Genomic DNA, 18,966 nt, shown 5'->3' on the forward strand with positions numbered 1-18,966 from the left:
TGATCAACGCACTGAAACAATCTGCACTAAAACCAGCGAAATTATTTATGTTTTTGGTCTTAAGTAATATTAAAAAGTTATAAATAGGATAAAAATGAGTAATAAATCGACAAATAAAACTGAATAAATGAAATATCGCACTATTCTTTTCATGAATCATGAGTTCAAAATATGGGTATTTATTAAATAAATATTGGGTAGTATTTTAAAAAAGTTCAATTAGAATCCAAAAATTGTACAAAAACACATCCTGAGGGGAGACATCGCGGATTGCGATGTTTACTTAAGAAAAATTAGCTTGAGGAACGCTCATGCAGATCGGAATTCCAGCCGAAACTGTTGTCGGTGAAAATCGCGTCGCTGCGACGCCTGAAACAGTAAAGAAGTTGATCAGCGCTGGTCATAGCGTCGTTATTGAACGTGGAGCAGGGGTAAACGCTGCTTACATCGATAGTGCCTATGAACAAGTTGGTGCCAAAATTACGGATGATGCCTATACCGGTAGTCAAATGATTTTGAAAGTTCGTGCGCCTAAAGGTGACGAAATTCAAAAACTCACAGCGGGTACCACCGTTGTGGGGATGTTTGACCCTTACCGCAACACCGAACTTGACCAATTTGCGTCACAAAACGTGTCTGCATTTGCATTGGAACTTTTGCCACGGACCTTATCTCGTGCGCAAAACATGGACGTACTTTCATCTCAAGCCAACCTTTCAGGTTATAAATCTGTGCTTTTGGCTGCGGCAGAATATCAACGTATGTTCCCAATGTTGATGACAGCAGCAGGTACAGTGAAACCTGCACGTGTTGTGATCATGGGCGTAGGTGTTGCAGGCTTACAAGCTATTGCAACAGCAAAACGTTTAGGTGCCGTAGTTGAAGCAACTGACTTACGTCCTACAGCACGTGACCAAGTTGAATCTTTGGGTGGTAAATGGTTAGACGTACCAATGTCACCAGAAGAGCAACAAAAAGCAGCTGATGCTGCGAAAAATGGTTATGGCTGGATGCCGGGTGAAGACTACATTCGCGACCAAGCGATTATTGTTGATAAAGCCGTATCGAATGCTGACATCGTGATTACGACTGCATTATTGCCGGGTCGTGACGCACCACGTTTAATCAAAGCAGAAACCGTTGCCAAAATGAAACCAGGCTCAATCATTTTAGATATGGCGGTTGAAACTGGCGGTAACGTTGAAGGTTCTGTTTGCGGCGAAAATGTTGTGACTGCAAATGGCGTGAAAATTCTCGGTATTCCAAATATTCCTTCAACAGTTTCGACTGAAGCGTCGGCACTGTATGCACGTAACGTTTTGAATTTCATTGAAACCCTGTTTGATAGCGAAAAGAACTTCGCAATTAACCCTGAAGAAGAAATTCAAAAAGCACTACTTGTCACTCATGGCGGCCAAGTGCTGCTGAAACGTGGTTAAGGAGAATCATCATGGTTGAAACGATTACTATTTTTGTCTTGGCAATCTTTGTTGGTTACTACGTGGTTTGGGGGGTAACACCTGCACTACATACACCATTAATGGCTGTAACCAATGCTTTGTCATCGATCATTATCGTTGGTGCGATGATTCAAACCGTTGGTATCCCAGGTATTGTGGATGCAAGCGTACAGTTCCAAAGCATTAACGTGGTGAGTATTTTAGGTGCGATTGCCGTTTTCCTTGCAAGTATCAACATTTTTGGTGGCTTTGCGGTGACTGCACGTATGCTTGAAATGTTCAAACCTAAGCAAAAGAAAAAAGAGGGTTAATCCATGGAATTCATTAAAGAATATGCGGATTGGTTCTACCTGATTGGTGCCGTTCTTTTTATCTTAACGTTGCGTGGTTTGTCTGGTCCAAAAACTGCGATTCAAGGTAACCGTTATGGCATGATCGCAATGGCAATTGCTGTAATTACTACATTCTTTGTTGCAGATCATCCAGTGATTTGGATGATTGTGGGTGCAATGGTGTTGGGTGCGGTCGTTGGTATTGCACGTGCAAAAACAGTTCCGATGACGCAAATGCCTGAAACTGTGGCACTGATGCACTCATTGGTCGGTTTGGCTGCGGTACTGATTGCGATCGCTGCGATTCTACATAACAACCAATTGACTGCGGCATTCGCGGAGAATGAAGCGGTATTAACAGCAGCGGGTGTAGAACATGCCCACATGAGCAAAGTTCATTTATTTGAATTGTTTGTAGGCTGTTTCGTTGGTGCGATTACATTCACAGCGTCGGTATTTGCTTACGGTAAATTGGCTGCGAAGAAATGGGCAAAAACCATTTCAGGTGGATGGGTAAAACCTGTTCAAGCTTTAATTTTCCTAGCGATGTTGGCGTGTGGTATCTACTTCTTTACCACAGGCAACATGAACGCATTCTGGGCAATGACTGTTCTTGCACTTGCATTTGGTTGGGTATGGATTGCACCAGTAGGCGGTGGTGATATGCCAGTGGTGGTATCGTTACTAAACTCGTTCTCAGGTTGGGCAGCAGCAGGGATTGGTTTCACGCTTGAAAATAACATGCTGATTGTTGCAGGTTCACTGGTTGGTTCATCGGGTGCAATTCTGTCTTACATCATGTGTAAAGCCATGAACCGTTCAATCATCAACGTTTTGTTTGGTGGTGCAATGGGTGGTACAGCAGTAGCGGCGGCGGATAATGGTGAAAAAGCACAGCGTAATCACCGTTCAGGCTCTGCAGACGATGCTGGCTTCTTGATGTCAAATGCGGATAGCGTGGTGATCGTACCGGGTTATGGTATGGCGCAAGGTCGTGCACAAAATGCCGTGAAAGAATTGTGTGAAATCTTAAAAGAACAAGGTGTAAAAGTTCGTTTTGCGATTCACCCAGTGGCAGGTCGTATGCCGGGTCACATGAACGTACTTTTAGCTGAAGCTGATGTTGCATACGAAGACATTCTTGAAATGGACGAGATCAACTCAGACTTCCCAGCAACAGATGTAGTACTGGTGATTGGTGCGAATGACGTTGTGAACCCAGCGGCAAAAGACGATCCAAGTTCTCCAATTTACGGTATGCCAATTCTTGAAGCGCATAAAGCACGTACCATTATGGTGATCAAACGTTCTATGGCTACAGGCTACGCAGGTCTAGATAATGACTTGTTCTATAACGATAAAACGATGATGATCTTCGGTGATGCGAAGAAAGTTGTGGAAGATATGACAAAAGCCATTAATGGCGGCGGTCATTAATTCATATTGCCAAAGTCCCGCTGTGATAAAGCGGGATTGAGGAAGATTTAAAACCACCTTCGGGTGGTTTTTTGTTTTCTTTGCTTTTATTTTCTTCGCTTTTGATTAATTGATGCTTCACACTAAAAGTGCACAAATATTTAGCGCATCAGGTGCTTGAATCAAATTGATGCGTATTTTGAAAACAAGGTGCAGATCGATGCGCTGTTTTGTTTCATTAGATTTGATCTCAGCGATTCAGAACATCGTTGCGAACTGATTTTGTGATGCAATGCATTGAAAAATAATTAATTGTCTGAAATTTGGTATTCTTTTTGCACAGCATGGTTATTCTTGGGGGAGTAATCATGAAAAAAACATACTTGATGGCACTGTTTCTGAGTGTTCTGACATCGACTGCATGGGCAGTTGACCCGCAAATCGCCAGTAATATTCAAGACATTCGTATTTCACTCGACAGTATTTGGGTGGTACTGGGCGGTATCTTGGTGTTCTTTATGCAAGCCGGATTTGCCATGATCGAAAGTGGTTCAGTTCGCAGTAAAAATACCGTGAACGTACTCATGAAAAACTACATGGATGCCTGCTTGGGTGGTTTGGTGTTTTGGCTGGTGGGTTTTGGTCTGATGTTTGGGGTTAATACCACGGGCTGGTTTGGCTTAAGTCATTTTGCACCCGATCAACTGGATGATTGGCACTGGAACCTACTATTTTTCCAAATGATGTTTGCTGCAACGGCAACCACCATTGCCAGTGGTGCAATGGCGGAGCGGATTCATTTTGTGGCTTATGTGGTGAGTGCGGCCGTTGTGTCAGGTCTGATTTATCCTGTCTTTGGTAGTTGGGCATGGGGCAGTTTATTTGGCGGAGACGGTTGGTTAAAAGCACTCGGGTTTATCGACTTTGCAGGTTCGACCGTGGTGCATTCTATAGGCGGCTGGGTGGCTTTAGCTGGCATCATCGTACTGGGCCCACGTTTGGGGCGATTTGGACGCAATGGGCAAAGCCATTATTTACCGGGGCATAACTTACCTTTAGTGGCATTAGGTGGTTTTATTTTATGGTTAGCATGGTTTGGTTTTAATGCAGGCTCGACCATTAATGCCAATGTCAGCGTAGGACGTATCGCTTTAAATACGCACCTTGCAGCGTGTGCTGCAGCGGTTGCATATATGTTGCTCTGTCTCATCCGATCTAAAGCCATTTTGATCCGCAGCACGATCAATGCCTCACTGGGTGGTTTAGTTGCCATTACGGCAGGCTGTGCAACGATGTCTCCACTGTATGCGGTCATCACCGGTTTATGTGCAGGTGTTATGGTGACCTTCCTGCCAATGCTCATGGAAAAAATGAAACTGGATGATGTGGTGGATGCGGTGACGGTACATGGTTTCTGTGGCGCATGGGGAACATTGGCTGCAGGGATCTTCCTTGAAAATAATATGTTTAATGGCGATGTCATCGCGATACAAGGGCTTGGGGTGATTGCAGCCTTTTTATGGGGCTTTGGCGTTGCGTTCATTGTATTTAAGGTCTTGGACAAATTGTTGGGTGGCTTACGGGTGAGTAAGCAACATGAACAACGGGGTTTGGACTATACCGAACATGCTGAATTGTCTTATCCCGAGTTTCAAAAAGATGTGATTTTTGAAACGGATGATATGACCAAGCGTCATTAACAGGAGTAAAGCAATGAGCACCGAACTGTTGAATTTGGCACAACGCCGCGAAGCTTTAGAAAAAGGCTTACAACAATTTATTCATGGGACGTTACTCGAGAGTGCGCTACGGCACTGGGAACAGCAGTACAGCATGAAACCGTCATTTGTCTTAAATCGCTTCTTAAATGATATCTGTACCACAGAGGAGCTTCGCTTTTATCGTAAAGATATGCTGAAGCAAGTTTTGTATGAGTTATCTACCTTAGAAAAGCAGGAACTGTTAAGGGTTGAAAAACCGCAGGAGCAAGAAGACGAGCTCATTGCAGAAACCATTAGCGAAGCTTTTTTAGGCTTTATCGAGTCAGTCATGCTGACGGTGAAATCTACAGATCAGGCTGATTTCACCCAAGATGTGATTGAGCAATTAGAAGAAATCGGGCTGGCAATTGCGGCAAATGCACAAATAAATACGGCGAATTTTGTCGAGTTTTTGCCCTTGACCAGTTATGCCAAAGTTTTAACGAGCATTTATGAAGTGTATTGTGACTTTTATGGTCCGATGCGTGCGGACCAAGTTTATGCTCAAACCAAGCTGAAAATTAAAGCCAATTATCCTGAGGTAGATTTACATCAACTGCTTTAGTGTAGGGGGTAAAACACCATGAAGCTGATTGTCCGTGTATGAAATCAAGGGATAAAAAAAGCGACCTAATTAGGTCGCTTTTTTCTGGAAGCTTAAGCTACAGTTTCTGGAGCTGTACGCCATAAGCTTTCTAAATCATAGAATTTACGTGCTGTAGGTAACATCACATGTACCACTACAAAACCGAGATCAATCAGGATCCATTCTGCATCACGTTCACCTTCAACGCCAATCGGGCGGAATCCAGCTTTACGTGCTTCTTCTGCCACGTTGTCTGCAAGAGACTTAATGTGACGAGTTGAAGTACCGCTCGCAATTACAATCGCATCTGCGACATTGCTGATTGCTTTGATATCAAGTTCAACAATATCTTTGGCTTTTACATCTTCAAGTGCTTCACGTACAACAGCTAAGCAAGCTTGTACGTCTTTGATTTGCGTTGATTTTGCGAGATCGAGAGAATTAGAAGCGCTGGGCGATGGTTCTAAATTCATAGAGAGTATGATTTCCTGACAATTTTACATGATCTAATATAGCGGTTTTGTTGATGAATTTCAAATCAACACGTCATTGACCATTGGCTAAATGAGGGAAGTATTTGTCTTTCCACGCAAAAGAATGTGATGAGTTGCTTCGTGGTCGGTATTCAGCCGCGATGTAACCTGTATATTGGCTTAGATCTAACCATTTAAAAATCTCTGCAAATGGAATCTGTGCTGAGTCAGGTTCATGTCGCCCCGGACAGTCAGCAAACTGTATGTGACCGATATCCTGAATATTTTCTGCCAAAGTACTGAGAATATCTTCACCCATCATCGCCATGTGGTAGCAGTCATATTGCATCTTCAAAGTAGAGTGTTGTACAGCTTCAAGCATTTCCTGAGCTTGGGCAATATTTTGGACCAAAAAGCGCGGCATATCAGTGCCATTAATCATTTCAAATACCGGTTGAATATGATGTTCAGACAACATGTGGCACGCCAGTTTGAGGTTGCTCGACAAGGTATTTAAACATGGGAGCAAGTCAGCATCTTGTGGCTGTTTGCCGGCTAAAATATTGACACTCGGTACATTTAACGCAGTGGCATAGCGAATGCATTGTTCTAAGGCTTGATGAAATTGATTTTCACGCCCCGGAACTCCCGCAAGACCATCACCACCTTGCATCAAATCACCCGCAGGGACATTGATTAAACACAGGCTTAAATCATTGATGGTGAGTTGGGTTTGGATCTGCTCAATACTCAGCTCATACGGAAACTGAATTTCTACATGCTTAAAACCGTGTTCACGAGCCAAAGCAAAACGCTCTAACAACGGCACTTCGGTAAAAATCATGGATAAATTAACCGCGAGCTGTGTCATGTATATCGTCCTTGAAGCAATTCACTTCTAAAGTGGGAGTTGTTAGTTTTGTTCGACATGTTGAATGATGGTGGCTAAATCTTTTTCTGCAAAACCATTGTCCTGATGGGCTTTGAGTTGCGATAAAGCAAGGCTGGCAACAGGGATGCTTAATTCAAACTGGGCAGCCAGTTGAACTGCATTATTTAGGTCTTTAGATAAAGTTTGAACTTTCCATTGCACGGGTTCGAACTGATGCGTTGCCATACGTGGGGTTAAAATCTGAAAAGGTTTTGAGTCTGCAAATCCACCGGCAAGCGCTGGCGCTAATAAAGAGGTGTCTACACCTGACTTCTCGGCCAATGCGACAGCTTCTGCGATTAACGTGCTATTGGCAGCGACGATCAGCTGATTACAAATTTTGGTGGCTTGACCTGTACCTGAGTCGCCCATGCGAGTAACACGTTGAGATAAAACATTGTAGATCAGACTCAAATCTTGAATCGTTTGAGCATCACCACCGGCAAAGATGACCAAAGTGCCTTGTTCAGCACCTGCTGTGCCCCCCGAAACAGGAGAGTCAATCCAAGTGACTTGTTTCAACTTTGCAGCATGAGCCAATTGATGGGTTTGATTCACAGAAAGACTCGAGAAGTCGACAATAATTTGTCCTGCCGCTAAATGATTTTCGATGCTTGCATACACCGCGGCAACAGCAGCATCATCTGCGAGACAAGATAAAACCACAGGATAATGGGCAATCTTGTCCAATTGAAGCGCTGTCGCGCCAATCGCAATCAACTCATCACACGCAGCGGCAGTTCTGTTCCATACCGCAACTTCAAATCCTGCCTGAATGAGGCGCGTGGCCATGCGGCTACCCATCAGCCCCATACCTAAAAATGCAATTTTTGTATTACGATCAAACGCCATGTGCTGTACTCAATCTATCCTGTGTGACTATTTTACTTATATTGGCGTGGTAAAAACTGAACCTCTGGGTTCTTGTCTTTTTTACGTGCCAATTGGCTGTTTTTGCCGAGCAGTAATTTAAATTGCCAGATTTTTTCTAAGCGTAAAGAACGTTTTGGACTATGTTCCATGGCATCTAGTACTTGTTTTGCCGCTGCCAAGGCATCTGGTGAACGTTGTGATAATTCTTCGGCTAACTGCTGCGCTTGAAGCAAAGGCTGTTCATTTAAATGTGTCACCAATCCAATTTCCTTGGCATATTCTGCGTCAAAAATACGTGCTGTTAAGGTTAATTCTTTGGCTAAATCCAGTCCTATCACACCTTTGAGTGAGCGAGTTAAGCCCATATCAGGAACTAAGCCCCAACGACTTTCCATAATCGACATTTGCGTTTTCGGGTGGGCAATACGGATATCGGCAGCCAAGGCAAGTTGCATGCCTGCACCAAAGCAAAAGCCTTCAAGTGCAGCAATCACCGGCACAGGAAGCTGTTGCCAAATCAGGAAGGCTTTTTGAAATAAACTTTGACCGGGTTTTAATAGTTCCCATGCGGCGTAGGCACGATTTTTCGGATCATTTAGGTCAGCCAAATCAATGCCAGCACTAAATACATTGGCTTCACCCGTTAAAATGACACAGCGTAAGCTACGATCTTTTTTTAATTTTTCAGCGGTGCTGACCAATTCTTTGAGCAATGCAAAGCTCATTGCATTACGTTTTTCTGGACGGTTTAAGTAAACCGTTGCAATGCCATTATTTTTTTCTACACGTAATAAAGCCATGGTAATTACTCTTGTTGTTTCTGCGCCCGAGCATAGCATGCACCCTGACAGGATACATGACAGTGCAGTCACAACAGAAGCTAGACGGCACTGACTTTAGTCGGACTGCGCTTAATTATTTTGTTTGGCTAAGATTTGTTGAGCTGCGTGTTCAACTTGCGCCATGACATTTTTTAACTCATCAAAACGGTTCAGGGTTTCTTGGACAAAAGCGTCATCTGCTTTACGGCGTTCCTTACGTAAAGTCGAAACAAATTGCTCAAATTGACCTGAAACCTCTTGGAGGGTTGGAGCGCCCACATAGCGGGTTGCGCCATAAAGCCGATGTAGTACATGCTCTAATTGTGGAAAATCTTCATCTTCGATGAGCTGTGCCATTTCATGGATTTCTTGCTCAAAGCTATCGACGAGCATTTTCAGTAAATCGACTGCAAGATCTTCTTTATTCGCGGCCAACTGCAAGCTTTGCTGCCAATCTAAAATACTTGGCTCTAGGGCTTCAATCACCGAACTGCGCTCTAAAACCGGCACTTTCTTAAAGTTATCGGTAGTCCACTGGGTCAAGATTTGAATAATTTGATCCATTTGAATGGGCTTGGTGACATAGTCATCCATACCACTTTGCAGAAGCTTTTGTTTTTCATCAGAGAGCGCATGTGCCGTCAAAGCGATAATCGGAAGGCGCTTATGATTTTCAAAAGTCGACTCAAGTGAACGAATGGCACGCGTGGTATCGACACCTGACATCACTGGCATTTGAATATCCATAAAGATGAGGTCAAAAGCTGTCAAACCTTGCTCTTGGCGAGCTTGAATGATTTCAATGGCTTCTTGTCCACTCAAAGCCTTGGTGGTTTTCACATTCAACTCAGAGAGCAGGGCTTCAAGCACAATCAGGTTTGGTAAATGGTCGTCGACTGCCAAAATATGCAGACCTTGACCATTAAATTCTTCATGTTGCTCCTGATCAAACCACGGCTCATTACTCAACAACTGAATCAGCGCTGTACGGCTGAGCGGTTGATGCAATGGACGTGCACGGTACTCGTTCAACATGTTTGGATCGAGCATCATTTGGTAGCCATAAACTGCTAAGTTACCGCTATAACGATGACGAATTTCTTTCAGTAAGGCTTCGGAGTCACCACTGTGATCGACGATCAACCAGGTATTTTCATTGGTTTTTAGCTGATTGAGTCGACTAAATAAATCAAGGATCGACTGCGTTTCAATATGTTCAACATCATAATTTTCTAAGTAATGACGCAGGACATTGGCGGTTGCTGGATGTGCTAAGTAGGAAACGACTTGTAGATTGCTAAATTGTGGATGCACAATTTCAATTTCTTCATCGACCACAAAGCGCGCAGTAAACCAGAAGGTTGAACCTTTTTCCGTTGGGGCACGTTCTTGGTTATCTTCAAAACCAATTTGTCCATGCATCAGGCTGACCAATTGTTTGGAGATGGCAAGACCTAAACCTGTACCACCAAATTGACGGGTAACAGATGCATCACCTTGCGAGAAGGATTCAAACAGTTTCTTACGATCGGTACCGCTTAGGCCGATACCACTGTCTTGCACACTAAAGTGCAGCAGACATTGACCGATGTCATCATGCTCCATACGGACACGGACAATAATTTCACCATCTGGAGTGAATTTAATTGCATTTGAAATTAAGTTGGTCAAAATTTGCTTGAAGCGTAGGACATCACCAACCACAAATTTCGGCACATTGTCCGCATAGTAGAAGGTCATATCGATGTGTTTTTGTGCTGCCAATGGCGACAACATATCCATCACATCAAAGACGGCTTCTTCTAAGTCGAATTGCGCAGTTTCGAGTTCTAGTTTGCCTGCATCGATTTTCGAGAAATCAAGCACGTCATTAATTAAAGCCAATAAATGCGCAGAAGATTTACGAATCGTTTGTAGATATAAATTTTGTTCATTACTGAGGTTGCCTTGGCGCAGTAAAAGATGAATAAAGCCATCAATACTGTTCAGCGGTGTGCGCAGTTCATGGGAAATATTGGCCAAAAACACTGATTTTGATTGGTTGGCTTGAATTGCTTGGTCACGTGCTTGACGGTAGGTAATATTTTGTACTTCTAAAGTATCAAGCGTGCGTCTTAAGTCATCTTCCGTTTGTTCGGTATGTTCACGTAGCTCTAAGAAACTGAAATGTAAGCGTTTAACCACATTGGCTATATCACGCTGTAATAACCGGAGTTCTCCAGTACTGTTAATGATCATGTGCTGATCTAGAGTGTCGGCATTTAAACGTTGTAACTGCATGCGAATTTCGTACATTGGTGCGATCCAACGACGTGAATAAAAATTCAAACACAGCAAAAGTAATAAGAGTGTCAATAAACCTGTTGCAATCAACACAATTAACACGCGATAGCGGGCAATTTGCAGCGGTTGATTGTCCAGTTCAATGCTTAACCATGCTGGGGTCTGAGTTGAATCTGAAATTTTCAGGGCATAAATATGGTTACCCTGATGTGCAATCGGTCCAATAAAAGATGCTTTACTGTCAAAAGCAGGCCAAATATCTTGATCTTGAAAGCCGATGCTCAGGCGGTTGTTGCCTTTAAGATCTAAAATCGCGGCACGAATCAAATGTTTTTCGTTCAACATGCTTTGCATGGCATTACGAGCTTGATCAAACTGCCAAGGGTAATGATTCAGCAAATCAATCGCAGATTCTGACGTGGGTTGATAGCGTGTCAGAATCGCGACAGCCATTTGTTTTTGTTGTGCTTTGGCTGCATTGGAGGTTTCTGTTATTACCAACATCGCACCGACACAAGCCAAAATGGTGATCGGCACGAAAATAAGTGCAATCAACTGACCATAGGCATGATTTAAGTGTAGGCGTTTAAAAAGCTTTTTGTTGATATTTGACATGGTTTAAGCAGTTTATTCCTTATGCCCCGAATATTAGCATGGATTATTTAAAACTGATTGTGCTTTAATCACTTTCGCGAAAAAGCGAGGCAAATGGGTGCAGGCAAAGGCATTTTTTCATACAATAGGCGCACCTCGATATAGGTGTGAATAATGAGTAATACAACCCCTGATTTTCAAGCAGACGATTTTTTATTAGACCATTACGTCGGCAACACGCCGTTAGTGCGTTTACAGCGTCTGGCAAGTCATACTCAAGCAACAGTATTAGCCAAGTTAGAAGGCAATAACCCAGCGGGTTCGGTCAAAGATCGCCCTGCATATAACATGATTATGCAAGCGGAAAAGCGTGGTCAGATTAAACCGGGTGATACGTTGATTGAAGCGACGAGCGGAAACACAGGGATTGCTTTAGCTATGGTTGCAGCAATGCGTGGCTATAAAATGACCTTGATCATGCCTGCAAGTTCTAGCCAAGAGCGTAAAGATGCCATGCGTGCCTACGGTGCTGAACTGATCGAATCTGAAAACATGGAAGAAGCACGTGACCTTGCCCTTCAAATGGAAAAAGACGGCAAAGGTTTAGTCCTAAACCAGTTTGGTAACCCGGACAATGTGGAAGCACATTACCTCACTACGGGGCCTGAGATTTGGAAACAAACAGGCGGTAAAATTACACATTTCGTCAGCTCAATGGGAACCACCGGGACCATTATGGGGATTTCGAAATATTTAAAAGAACAAAATCCGGATATTCAAATTGTTGGTTTACAACCGTCTGAAGGCTCAAACATTGCTGGTATTCGCCGTTGGCCACAAGAATATCTTCCTACGATTTTTGATCCTTCACGCGTTGACCGTATTATGGATATTCCGCAAATTGAAGCGGAAAAAACAGCTCGTCGTTTAGCACGTACAGAAGGTATAAGTGCGGGCACCTCATCGGGTGGTGCGGTATGGGCTTCAGTTAAATTGGCTGAAGAAAATCCGGATGCCGTGATTGTTTGCATCGTGTGTGACCGTGGTGACCGTTACTTGTCGACTGGTCTATTCTCTGTTGTTGATCCTGAATAATTACAGTAGCCGATCGGCACTGGTGAGTACTTATGCGTTTACCTGTTTTAATTTTTGATATCGAAACACTGACAGATTTGAAGTCAGGTGCGCATTTGTATGGACTGGATCTGCCTGAGGTGGATTTAGATGCAGCGCTGACTAAACTGCGTCGCCAAGAGGCGGGCACGGATTTTCAGCGTTTGGCCTTGCATGAAATTGTCTGTATCTCTGGCCTATGGATTGATGAAAAGGGCATGAAGTTGTTTTCATTTAGCCGTGAAGACAATAGCGAAGCTGAAATTTTAAAAAAATTCGTTTCTATTTTTGAAAAGCGTCATCCGACCTTGGTCAGTTGGAACGGTTCGCAGTTTGATTTGCCTGTAATTTTGTTCCGTGCCATGTATCACGGACTATCTGCACCAAGTTTGTTCGATCAGGGCGAGATTGATACGCAAAAGCGCTATAATAACTACCAGAATCGTTATCATCATCGACATGTAGATTTGATGGATGTCATGGCCATGTTCCATGGTCGTCATTTTCAAAAGCTCGACGATGCAGCACATTTACTTGGTTTCCCCGGTAAACGTGGTGATGGTGGCTACCATGTGCCTGAATATGTACGTGAACAACAGTGGATGGAACTGACCAGCTACTGTGAAGGCGATGTGCTCAATACATGGTTGATTTATTTACGCTGGCTGTTGTTGAAAGGACAGTTATTGTTGAATGATCATCAGCACCTGATTCAAAGTACGATTCAATATTTACAGACTCAGCCGCAACACGCTGACTTTTTATCGGTATGGCAGCAAACCTCGCAACGTACCGAATTCACCCAATCTGATTTCCCATCTTCCACACATTAGGTACGCATGAAACACAAAGCCAAACCCCAAGAAGCCCAACAACCCATTTATACATTTCAGGTTGAATCGCTTTCACATGAGGGGCGAGGCATAGCGCATTTTGGCACGCATCCAGATCATCCTGCAGAAAAACACGGTAAGAAAGTCTTTATCCGTTATGCCTTGCCGGGTGAAACAGTGCGTGCGCGTATTACCAATGTTGTTAAGCGTCTCGAAGAAGCAGACAGTCTGGAATTGCTGAGTGAAGAGTCGTCTCTACGGGTAAAACCTGCCTGTCCACATTATGGGGTCTGTGGTGGTTGTAGCATGCAGCATATTCATCCCGACGAGCAAATTCGTTTAAAACAAGATGTTTTACAATCACATTTGCAACATTTTGCTGGGATACAACCTGATCAATGGTTAGCTCCTTTACGTTCATTGCGTGAAGATTACCGTCGTAAAGCGCGTATCGGTGTGCGTTACTTACCTGCAAAAGATAAGCTCGTGGTCGGCTTTCGTGAAAGCCAGTCAAATAAACTGACTTCGATTGACCGTTGTATGGTGTTGGATCGTGAGTTTGGCTCCATCACCACACTCAAACAATTGTTACAAAGTCTGCAAGGTAAAGCAGATATTGGGCATATGGAACTGGCCATGGGAGATCAAGAAATTGCTCTCCTGATTCGTCATACGGCGGAACTTTGCGCGGAAGATGTCAACCAATTAGTAAAATTTGCGTTACATAAAGAGTGGCAACTGTACTTACAACCTGAAGGGCCAGATAGCTTACATCGCGTGGATTATCCCGATGCACCGATGCGTCTGCACTATGGTCTAAGTGACTTTGGTGTGGAATTTGGCTTTAATCCTCAGGACTTCACGCAAGTGAATTCCACGATTAATCCGCAAATGGTGAAACTGGCATGTGAATTGCTTCAGTTACAACAAGGTGAGCGAGTTCTAGATCTGTTTTGTGGTTTAGGAAACTTTTCTTTACCACTTGCTCAATGTGTGGGTTCAACGGGTCAAGTCGTTGCAGTTGAAGGGAGTGAAGAAATGGTTCAGCGTGGTGCAGAAAATGCACAAAACAATGGCCTTTCGCAACTGAAATTTTATTCACAAGATTTAACAAAAGATTTTTCGCATCATTCTTGGGCAAAACAAGGATTTGATGCATTATTGATAGACCCACCACGTTCTGGTGCAGAAGAAATAATGCGTTATGTGCCCAAATTTGGTGCAAAAAGAATCGTTTATGTGTCATGTAATCCTGCAACACTAGCACGCGATGCTGGAATGCTGGTACAACAAGGCTACCGTTTGAAAAAAGCGGGTGTCATGGACATGTTTACCCATACAGGGCATGTCGAATCGATTGCTTTGTTCGAAAAAGAAAATCAGATAAACGATTAAAAGTTATGAAGCGTAGAAAACTAGGAGTAGGGTATGGTCACAGTACGTGAACAATTACCTGGACGTCTCAATGAGCTGTCTCAGGAAACGACTGTAGAACATGCCGAGCAAGCACAGCATGATTTAGCTGAATGGCTAGAGCGTGTGAGTGGCATGTTTGACGGGGCTCCTCTCAAGCAACTCGAAGAAGTTGCCCATCTGACCTTACAGAATGAACTTGAAACAACGGTCAACCATCGCTCAAATACCTTCTATACGGGTATTGAAATGGCGGATATTCTTGCCCATCTGTATGCGGATGAAGATACGTTATCAGCAGCCATGCTGTATCGAAGTGTTCGTGAAGGCGTAACCAGTTTAGAAGAAGTCCAAAGCAAATTTGGCGATCAAGTGCATGCTTTGGTGAAAGGCACGCTTGCCATGGGTAAGTTGTCTGACCTGATCGAGCAAAATAAACGTCTAGAAGATCATTTTAATAATAATCAGCGTGAACATTTGACCGGCATTTATAAAATGCTGATTTCGGTGACCGAAGATGTTCGTGTTGTATTAATCAAACTTTCTGAACGTACCTATGCATTACGTGAGTTGGCGCACTCAACCAAAGAGCGTCAAGAGCGTGTCGCACGAGAAATTTTAACTATTTACTCGCCGCTCGCGCACCGTTTAGGGATTGCACAGCTCAAGTGGGAGCTTGAAGATCTTGCTTTCCGTTATCTAGCACCTGAACGCTATAAAGAAATTGCCTCTTTACTGAATGAAAAACGTTTAGAGCGTGAGCAATATATTCAGTTCGTGACAGAAAAGTTGCGTAAAGAACTATTAGATCATGGCATTGAGGCCGAGATTAATGGTCGGGTGAAACACATTTATTCGATTTATCGAAAAATGAAGAGTAAGAACCTGAGCTTTGATCAGCTTTATGACATTCGAGCGGTTCGCGTTTTGGTGGATAATGTACCTGAGTGTTATCACACACTGGGGATCGTTCATCAGATTTGGCGTCATATTCCGCATCAGTTCGATGATTATATTACTAACCCGAAAGCCAATGGTTATCGCTCACTGCACACGGCCGTGATTGCAGAGAACAAATCTTTAGAAGTGCAAATTCGTACGCATAATATGCACGAAGAAGCTGAGCTCGGGGTGTGTTCGCACTTTAACTATAAAGAAGGTTCTAAAACCACAGATTATTCATTTAATCATCGCTTACATTCTTTACGTGCAGTGCTTGAACATTATCAAGAACGAAATGATGCCAGCGCCCATAAAGAAGATGAGGCTTCTGAAAACTTCGAACAAATCCAAGAGTTTGAAGATTTTGAGAAAATCTATGTGTTCAGTCGTGATGGTGATATCAAAGAATTACCACGCGGTTCGACCGTGCTTGACTTTGCCTATCATGTGCATACTGAAGTGGGCAACAAGTGCTATGCAGCACGGGTGAACCAACGTTATGTACCTTTAACCTATACCCTAAAAACTGGGGAACAGGTCGAGATTTTAACCAAGAAAGATCGTGAACCTAACCGAGATTGGTTGGTAAACTCGCTGGGTTATATCAAGACGGCTCGTGCACGTGATAAGTTGCGTCATTGGTTCCGTCAGCAAGACCGTAGTAAAAACTTGGAAGTGGGACGTGAGATTCTGAATAAAGAATTGTCACGTTTGGCGATTCACCCGAAAAGTATCGATTTGAATGATTACTGCAATCATTTTAATGTGAAATTGGGTGAAGATATATTGATTGGCTTGGTGAGTGGTGACATTAGCTTGCATGCTTTAATCAATCAGGTTAACCGTCATATGCACCTCGATCAGGATGAGCCTGAACTGGTGTTAAAACCAACCTTGAACCCACGTGCAAGTCATACGCTTTCGGCGCATGGTATTTTGATTGATGGTTTGGACAATGTAGAACTACACATTGCTCAGTGTTGTCAGCCTGTGCATGGTGAATCGATTGCTGGTTATATCACCCTGAATCGTGGCGTAAGTATCCATAAGGTCGCATGTCCGGATTATATCCGTATGATTGGGCAAGAGCCTGAACGTGCGGTTGAAGCGGATTGGGAAATGCAGCCAACTCGTGGTCAAAGTGTGCAAATCGTGGTGGAAGCTTATGACCGTCGTGGTTTGCTTAAAGATCTGACTCAGGTGATTTTCTCAGACCAAATCAATATTCGTCAGGTGAATACCATTTCCGAGAGTGATGGTATTGCCAATATGAAGCTATTGATTGAAGTGAAAGGCTTGGCGCAGTTGTCGAAACTGTTGGCACGTCTAGAGCAACAACCGGGCATTATCAGCGCACGTCGCTTGGTACAAGGTAGCTAAAAATAAAGCTGTATAAAAAAACCCGCTGCATGCGGGTTTTTTTATTATATTGGGGGAGAGAAATTATAAAATTGAGTGCTTATGCTGCCTTCAGAGCTTTTTGAAAAGCGTCGACAGAATTTAACACGAGCTATCGATCATTGGGTGTCAATTGGCCCTTTTAAAAATGGTAAAGCCGTATGTGAACATTTTGGCTTATCAGTTCCTTTAATTTCCCAATTATTAAATAGTCATCGGCAGATTGGAGAGAAATTTGCACGTGAGTTAGAGACACAATTGGAACTCATAAAGGGAAGTTTGGATCATGAAGTTCAATTTATAGAACAAGCCAAAAGTACTACAGAGCAACCAAACTTAGTCCTTTTTGAAATGCAGGTAGTTGAGACACAGGCATTTTCGTTAAAACTGATTTCAAATGATTCATCTCAATATTCAGCATTATTTAAAAACACTCAAAACCTGTATTTCATTCGCATCACAGCGTCGTATTATGCACCTATATTACAAGAGGGTTGGCTTGTTGTCTGTGATGAACGGCGAGGGGTGGAGAGATCGGATGTAGCCTGTGTCTATTTGCGAAATGGCTTAAATCTTATTTTAAACGTGATACAGCAAACAGATGATACATGGCAATTTGCAAGTCTAGACCAAAAACGACAGGTAGAATTCCTGCAATCCGATATTAAAAAGTTACATCCTATTATTGCGATTTTGCCTAGCTCATTTATTTAAGGTAGTCGCATAAAAAACCCATCCGAAGATGGGTTTTGATCTGAACTATAAGTTGAAAAGCTTAAGGAATCTCTTCTTCTTCAAATTCAGGCTTCACTTGTACAATGAAGTCTTGACGGTTCAGGCCACGCCATAACGCGAAGGCTGTACCAATGTAGATTGATGAATATGTACCCACAAATACACCAACAAACATTGCAACAGAGAACCATTTCAGACCATCACCGCCCAGTACCATCATCGCCACAACAACCAGTAACAGTGTCATAGAGGTGTGAATGGTACGGCGAAGTGTTTCAGTCAAAGCACTGTTCACAACTTCAAGAGGTTCAGCACCGCGAATCTTACGGAAGTTTTCACGAATACGGTCAGATACAACGATGTTATCGTTGAGCGAGAAACCGATAATTGCGAGTAGCGCAGCCAAAACTGTTAAGTCAAACGGCCACTGCATCATGGCAAAGATACCAATGGTCACCACGATATCGTGGAATAAAGACAGTACAGCACCCATCGCAAGTTTGAATTCAAAGCGAATAGTGACATAAACCAGCATGAGCAGTAGGGCAAGACCTACAGCGCCAGCAGAACGCACGTAGAGTTCATTACCGACTTGACCACCCACCACATCGACTTTATGCACTTCTGCTTTATTGCTCGGCAATTGAGCGGCAGTCGTAATGGCTTTGGTTAAGTCTTCAGCTTCAATGTCTTTTTGAACTGGCATACGAACCATCAGGTCGCGGTCAGATCCTAAGGTTTGTACTACAGGATCTTTAAAACCAGCTTTTGTCAGCGCTGAGCTCACATCGGTAGATTTTACTGGTTGACTATAGTTCAACTCTGCTGCCACACCGCCAGTAAAGTCCAAACCGAGGTTTAGACCTTTGGTGCAAATAAAAAAGATACTTGCGAGCGTTAAAATAATCGATATAAAGGCTGCCGGTTTGGCAATCTTCATAAACGGAATAATGCGCTCGTTGTCCGGACGGCCGTATTGTTTCGGTTGAGTATTTTCAGTCAT

The 18,966-nt window shown here is 43.3% G+C and carries 16 protein-coding genes; 10 read left to right on the forward strand and 6 right to left on the reverse strand.

Features of this window, described 5'->3' with window-relative positions:
* Nucleotides 1-311 precede the first annotated feature (311 nt).
* The 5 genes from FTU22_RS13060 to FTU22_RS13080 all read left to right on the forward strand — a co-directional run bounded on the left by FTU22_RS13060 (nucleotide 312) and on the right by FTU22_RS13080 (nucleotide 5,533).
* Nucleotides 312-1,439, forward strand: a complete 1,128-nt coding sequence (locus tag FTU22_RS13060; protein WP_111885447.1) for a Re/Si-specific NAD(P)(+) transhydrogenase subunit alpha — start codon at nucleotides 312-314, stop codon at nucleotides 1,437-1,439.
* 11 nt (nucleotides 1,440-1,450) lie between these two features.
* Nucleotides 1,451-1,771 (forward strand): proton-translocating transhydrogenase family protein, encoded by a 321-nt coding sequence (locus FTU22_RS13065; protein WP_078191287.1) that lies wholly within the window; start codon nucleotides 1,451-1,453, stop codon nucleotides 1,769-1,771.
* Between the two features lie 3 nt (nucleotides 1,772-1,774).
* Nucleotides 1,775-3,229: an NAD(P)(+) transhydrogenase (Re/Si-specific) subunit beta gene (locus FTU22_RS13070; RefSeq protein ID WP_078191286.1), complete on the forward strand. Its 1,455-nt coding sequence runs from the start codon at nucleotides 1,775-1,777 to the stop codon at nucleotides 3,227-3,229.
* Between the two features lie 347 nt (nucleotides 3,230-3,576).
* A complete protein-coding gene (locus FTU22_RS13075) occupies nucleotides 3,577-4,908 on the forward strand; it encodes an ammonium transporter (protein ID WP_180094852.1) in 1,332 nt (443 codons plus the stop codon).
* A gap of 13 nt (nucleotides 4,909-4,921) precedes the next feature.
* Nucleotides 4,922-5,533, forward strand: coding sequence for a hypothetical protein (locus FTU22_RS13080; protein ID WP_180094854.1), 612 nt, complete (start codon nucleotides 4,922-4,924; stop codon nucleotides 5,531-5,533).
* A gap of 92 nt (nucleotides 5,534-5,625) precedes the next feature.
* Here the strand turns inward: FTU22_RS13080 and rsfS are convergent, their stop codons facing one another.
* The 5 genes from rsfS to FTU22_RS13105 all read right to left on the reverse strand — a co-directional run bounded on the left by rsfS (nucleotide 5,626) and on the right by FTU22_RS13105 (nucleotide 11,550).
* Nucleotides 5,626-6,027, reverse strand: coding sequence for a ribosome silencing factor (gene rsfS, locus FTU22_RS13085; RefSeq protein WP_078194190.1), 402 nt, complete (start codon nucleotides 6,025-6,027; stop codon nucleotides 5,626-5,628).
* A gap of 73 nt (nucleotides 6,028-6,100) precedes the next feature.
* On the reverse strand, nucleotides 6,101-6,898 hold the full coding sequence (locus FTU22_RS13090; protein ID WP_180094856.1) for a hydroxypyruvate isomerase family protein: 798 nt from the start codon (nucleotides 6,896-6,898) through the stop codon (nucleotides 6,101-6,103).
* Nucleotides 6,899-6,940: 42 nt separating this feature from the next.
* A complete protein-coding gene (locus FTU22_RS13095) occupies nucleotides 6,941-7,810 on the reverse strand; it encodes an NAD(P)-dependent oxidoreductase (RefSeq protein ID WP_180094858.1) in 870 nt (289 codons plus the stop codon).
* A 32-nt stretch (nucleotides 7,811-7,842) separates the two neighbouring features.
* The gene (locus tag FTU22_RS13100) at nucleotides 7,843-8,631 is read right to left on the reverse strand and encodes a crotonase/enoyl-CoA hydratase family protein (RefSeq protein ID WP_180039859.1); all 789 of its coding nucleotides are present in this window, start codon (nucleotides 8,629-8,631) and stop codon (nucleotides 7,843-7,845) included.
* A gap of 111 nt (nucleotides 8,632-8,742) precedes the next feature.
* On the reverse strand, nucleotides 8,743-11,550 hold the full coding sequence (locus tag FTU22_RS13105; RefSeq protein ID WP_180094860.1) for an ATP-binding protein: 2,808 nt from the start codon (nucleotides 11,548-11,550) through the stop codon (nucleotides 8,743-8,745).
* Nucleotides 11,551-11,703: 153 nt separating this feature from the next.
* On the opposite strand from FTU22_RS13105, the gene cysM reads away from it, so the two are divergent.
* The 5 genes from cysM (at nucleotide 11,704) to FTU22_RS13130 (ending at nucleotide 17,942) form a co-directional block, all read left to right on the forward strand.
* Complete coding sequence (gene cysM, locus FTU22_RS13110; RefSeq protein WP_078191278.1) at nucleotides 11,704-12,624, forward strand: cysteine synthase CysM; 921 nt, start codon at nucleotides 11,704-11,706, stop codon at nucleotides 12,622-12,624.
* A 32-nt stretch (nucleotides 12,625-12,656) separates the two neighbouring features.
* Nucleotides 12,657-13,475 carry a 3'-5' exonuclease gene (locus FTU22_RS13115; protein ID WP_180004601.1) on the forward strand — a complete coding sequence of 273 codons (819 nt, stop codon included), beginning with the start codon at nucleotides 12,657-12,659 and terminating at the stop codon, nucleotides 13,473-13,475.
* Between the two features lie 6 nt (nucleotides 13,476-13,481).
* Nucleotides 13,482-14,870, forward strand: coding sequence for a 23S rRNA (uracil(1939)-C(5))-methyltransferase RlmD (gene rlmD, locus FTU22_RS13120; RefSeq protein ID WP_180094862.1), 1,389 nt, complete (start codon nucleotides 13,482-13,484; stop codon nucleotides 14,868-14,870).
* Between the two features lie 33 nt (nucleotides 14,871-14,903).
* The gene (locus tag FTU22_RS13125) at nucleotides 14,904-17,210 is read left to right on the forward strand and encodes a bifunctional (p)ppGpp synthetase/guanosine-3',5'-bis(diphosphate) 3'-pyrophosphohydrolase (protein WP_078194183.1); all 2,307 of its coding nucleotides are present in this window, start codon (nucleotides 14,904-14,906) and stop codon (nucleotides 17,208-17,210) included.
* A gap of 81 nt (nucleotides 17,211-17,291) precedes the next feature.
* Nucleotides 17,292-17,942 (forward strand): hypothetical protein, encoded by a 651-nt coding sequence (locus FTU22_RS13130; RefSeq protein WP_180094864.1) that lies wholly within the window; start codon nucleotides 17,292-17,294, stop codon nucleotides 17,940-17,942.
* A 61-nt stretch (nucleotides 17,943-18,003) separates the two neighbouring features.
* Here the strand turns inward: FTU22_RS13130 and secF are convergent, their stop codons facing one another.
* Nucleotides 18,004-18,966, reverse strand: coding sequence for a protein translocase subunit SecF (gene secF / locus FTU22_RS13135; RefSeq protein WP_078194181.1), 963 nt, complete (start codon nucleotides 18,964-18,966; stop codon nucleotides 18,004-18,006).

Origin of the sequence: Acinetobacter sp. YH12076 (assembly GCF_013419525.1) — a bacterium.
Lineage (GTDB): Bacteria > Pseudomonadota > Gammaproteobacteria > Pseudomonadales > Moraxellaceae > Acinetobacter > Acinetobacter amyesii.

Coding starts and splice junctions, on each gene's coding strand:
- cysM (WP_078191278.1), top strand. CDS start 11,704: ATGAGTAATACAACCCCTGATTTTCAAGCAGACGATTTTTTATTAGAC.
- FTU22_RS13100 (WP_180039859.1), bottom strand. CDS start 8,631: ATGGCTTTATTACGTGTAGAAAAAAATAATGGCATTGCAACGGTTTAC.
- rlmD (WP_180094862.1), top strand. CDS start 13,482: ATGAAACACAAAGCCAAACCCCAAGAAGCCCAACAACCCATTTATACA.
- FTU22_RS13065 (WP_078191287.1), top strand. CDS start 1,451: ATGGTTGAAACGATTACTATTTTTGTCTTGGCAATCTTTGTTGGTTAC.
- FTU22_RS13125 (WP_078194183.1), top strand. CDS start 14,904: ATGGTCACAGTACGTGAACAATTACCTGGACGTCTCAATGAGCTGTCT.
- FTU22_RS13075 (WP_180094852.1), top strand. CDS start 3,577: ATGAAAAAAACATACTTGATGGCACTGTTTCTGAGTGTTCTGACATCG.
- FTU22_RS13105 (WP_180094860.1), bottom strand. CDS start 11,550: ATGTCAAATATCAACAAAAAGCTTTTTAAACGCCTACACTTAAATCAT.
- FTU22_RS13090 (WP_180094856.1), bottom strand. CDS start 6,898: ATGACACAGCTCGCGGTTAATTTATCCATGATTTTTACCGAAGTGCCG.
- FTU22_RS13080 (WP_180094854.1), top strand. CDS start 4,922: ATGAGCACCGAACTGTTGAATTTGGCACAACGCCGCGAAGCTTTAGAA.
- FTU22_RS13095 (WP_180094858.1), bottom strand. CDS start 7,810: ATGGCGTTTGATCGTAATACAAAAATTGCATTTTTAGGTATGGGGCTG.
- FTU22_RS13070 (WP_078191286.1), top strand. CDS start 1,775: ATGGAATTCATTAAAGAATATGCGGATTGGTTCTACCTGATTGGTGCC.
- FTU22_RS13115 (WP_180004601.1), top strand. CDS start 12,657: ATGCGTTTACCTGTTTTAATTTTTGATATCGAAACACTGACAGATTTG.
- rsfS (WP_078194190.1), bottom strand. CDS start 6,027: ATGAATTTAGAACCATCGCCCAGCGCTTCTAATTCTCTCGATCTCGCA.
- secF (WP_078194181.1), bottom strand. CDS start 18,966: ATGACTGAAAATACTCAACCGAAACAATACGGCCGTCCGGACAACGAG.
- FTU22_RS13130 (WP_180094864.1), top strand. CDS start 17,292: ATGCTGCCTTCAGAGCTTTTTGAAAAGCGTCGACAGAATTTAACACGA.
- FTU22_RS13060 (WP_111885447.1), top strand. CDS start 312: ATGCAGATCGGAATTCCAGCCGAAACTGTTGTCGGTGAAAATCGCGTC.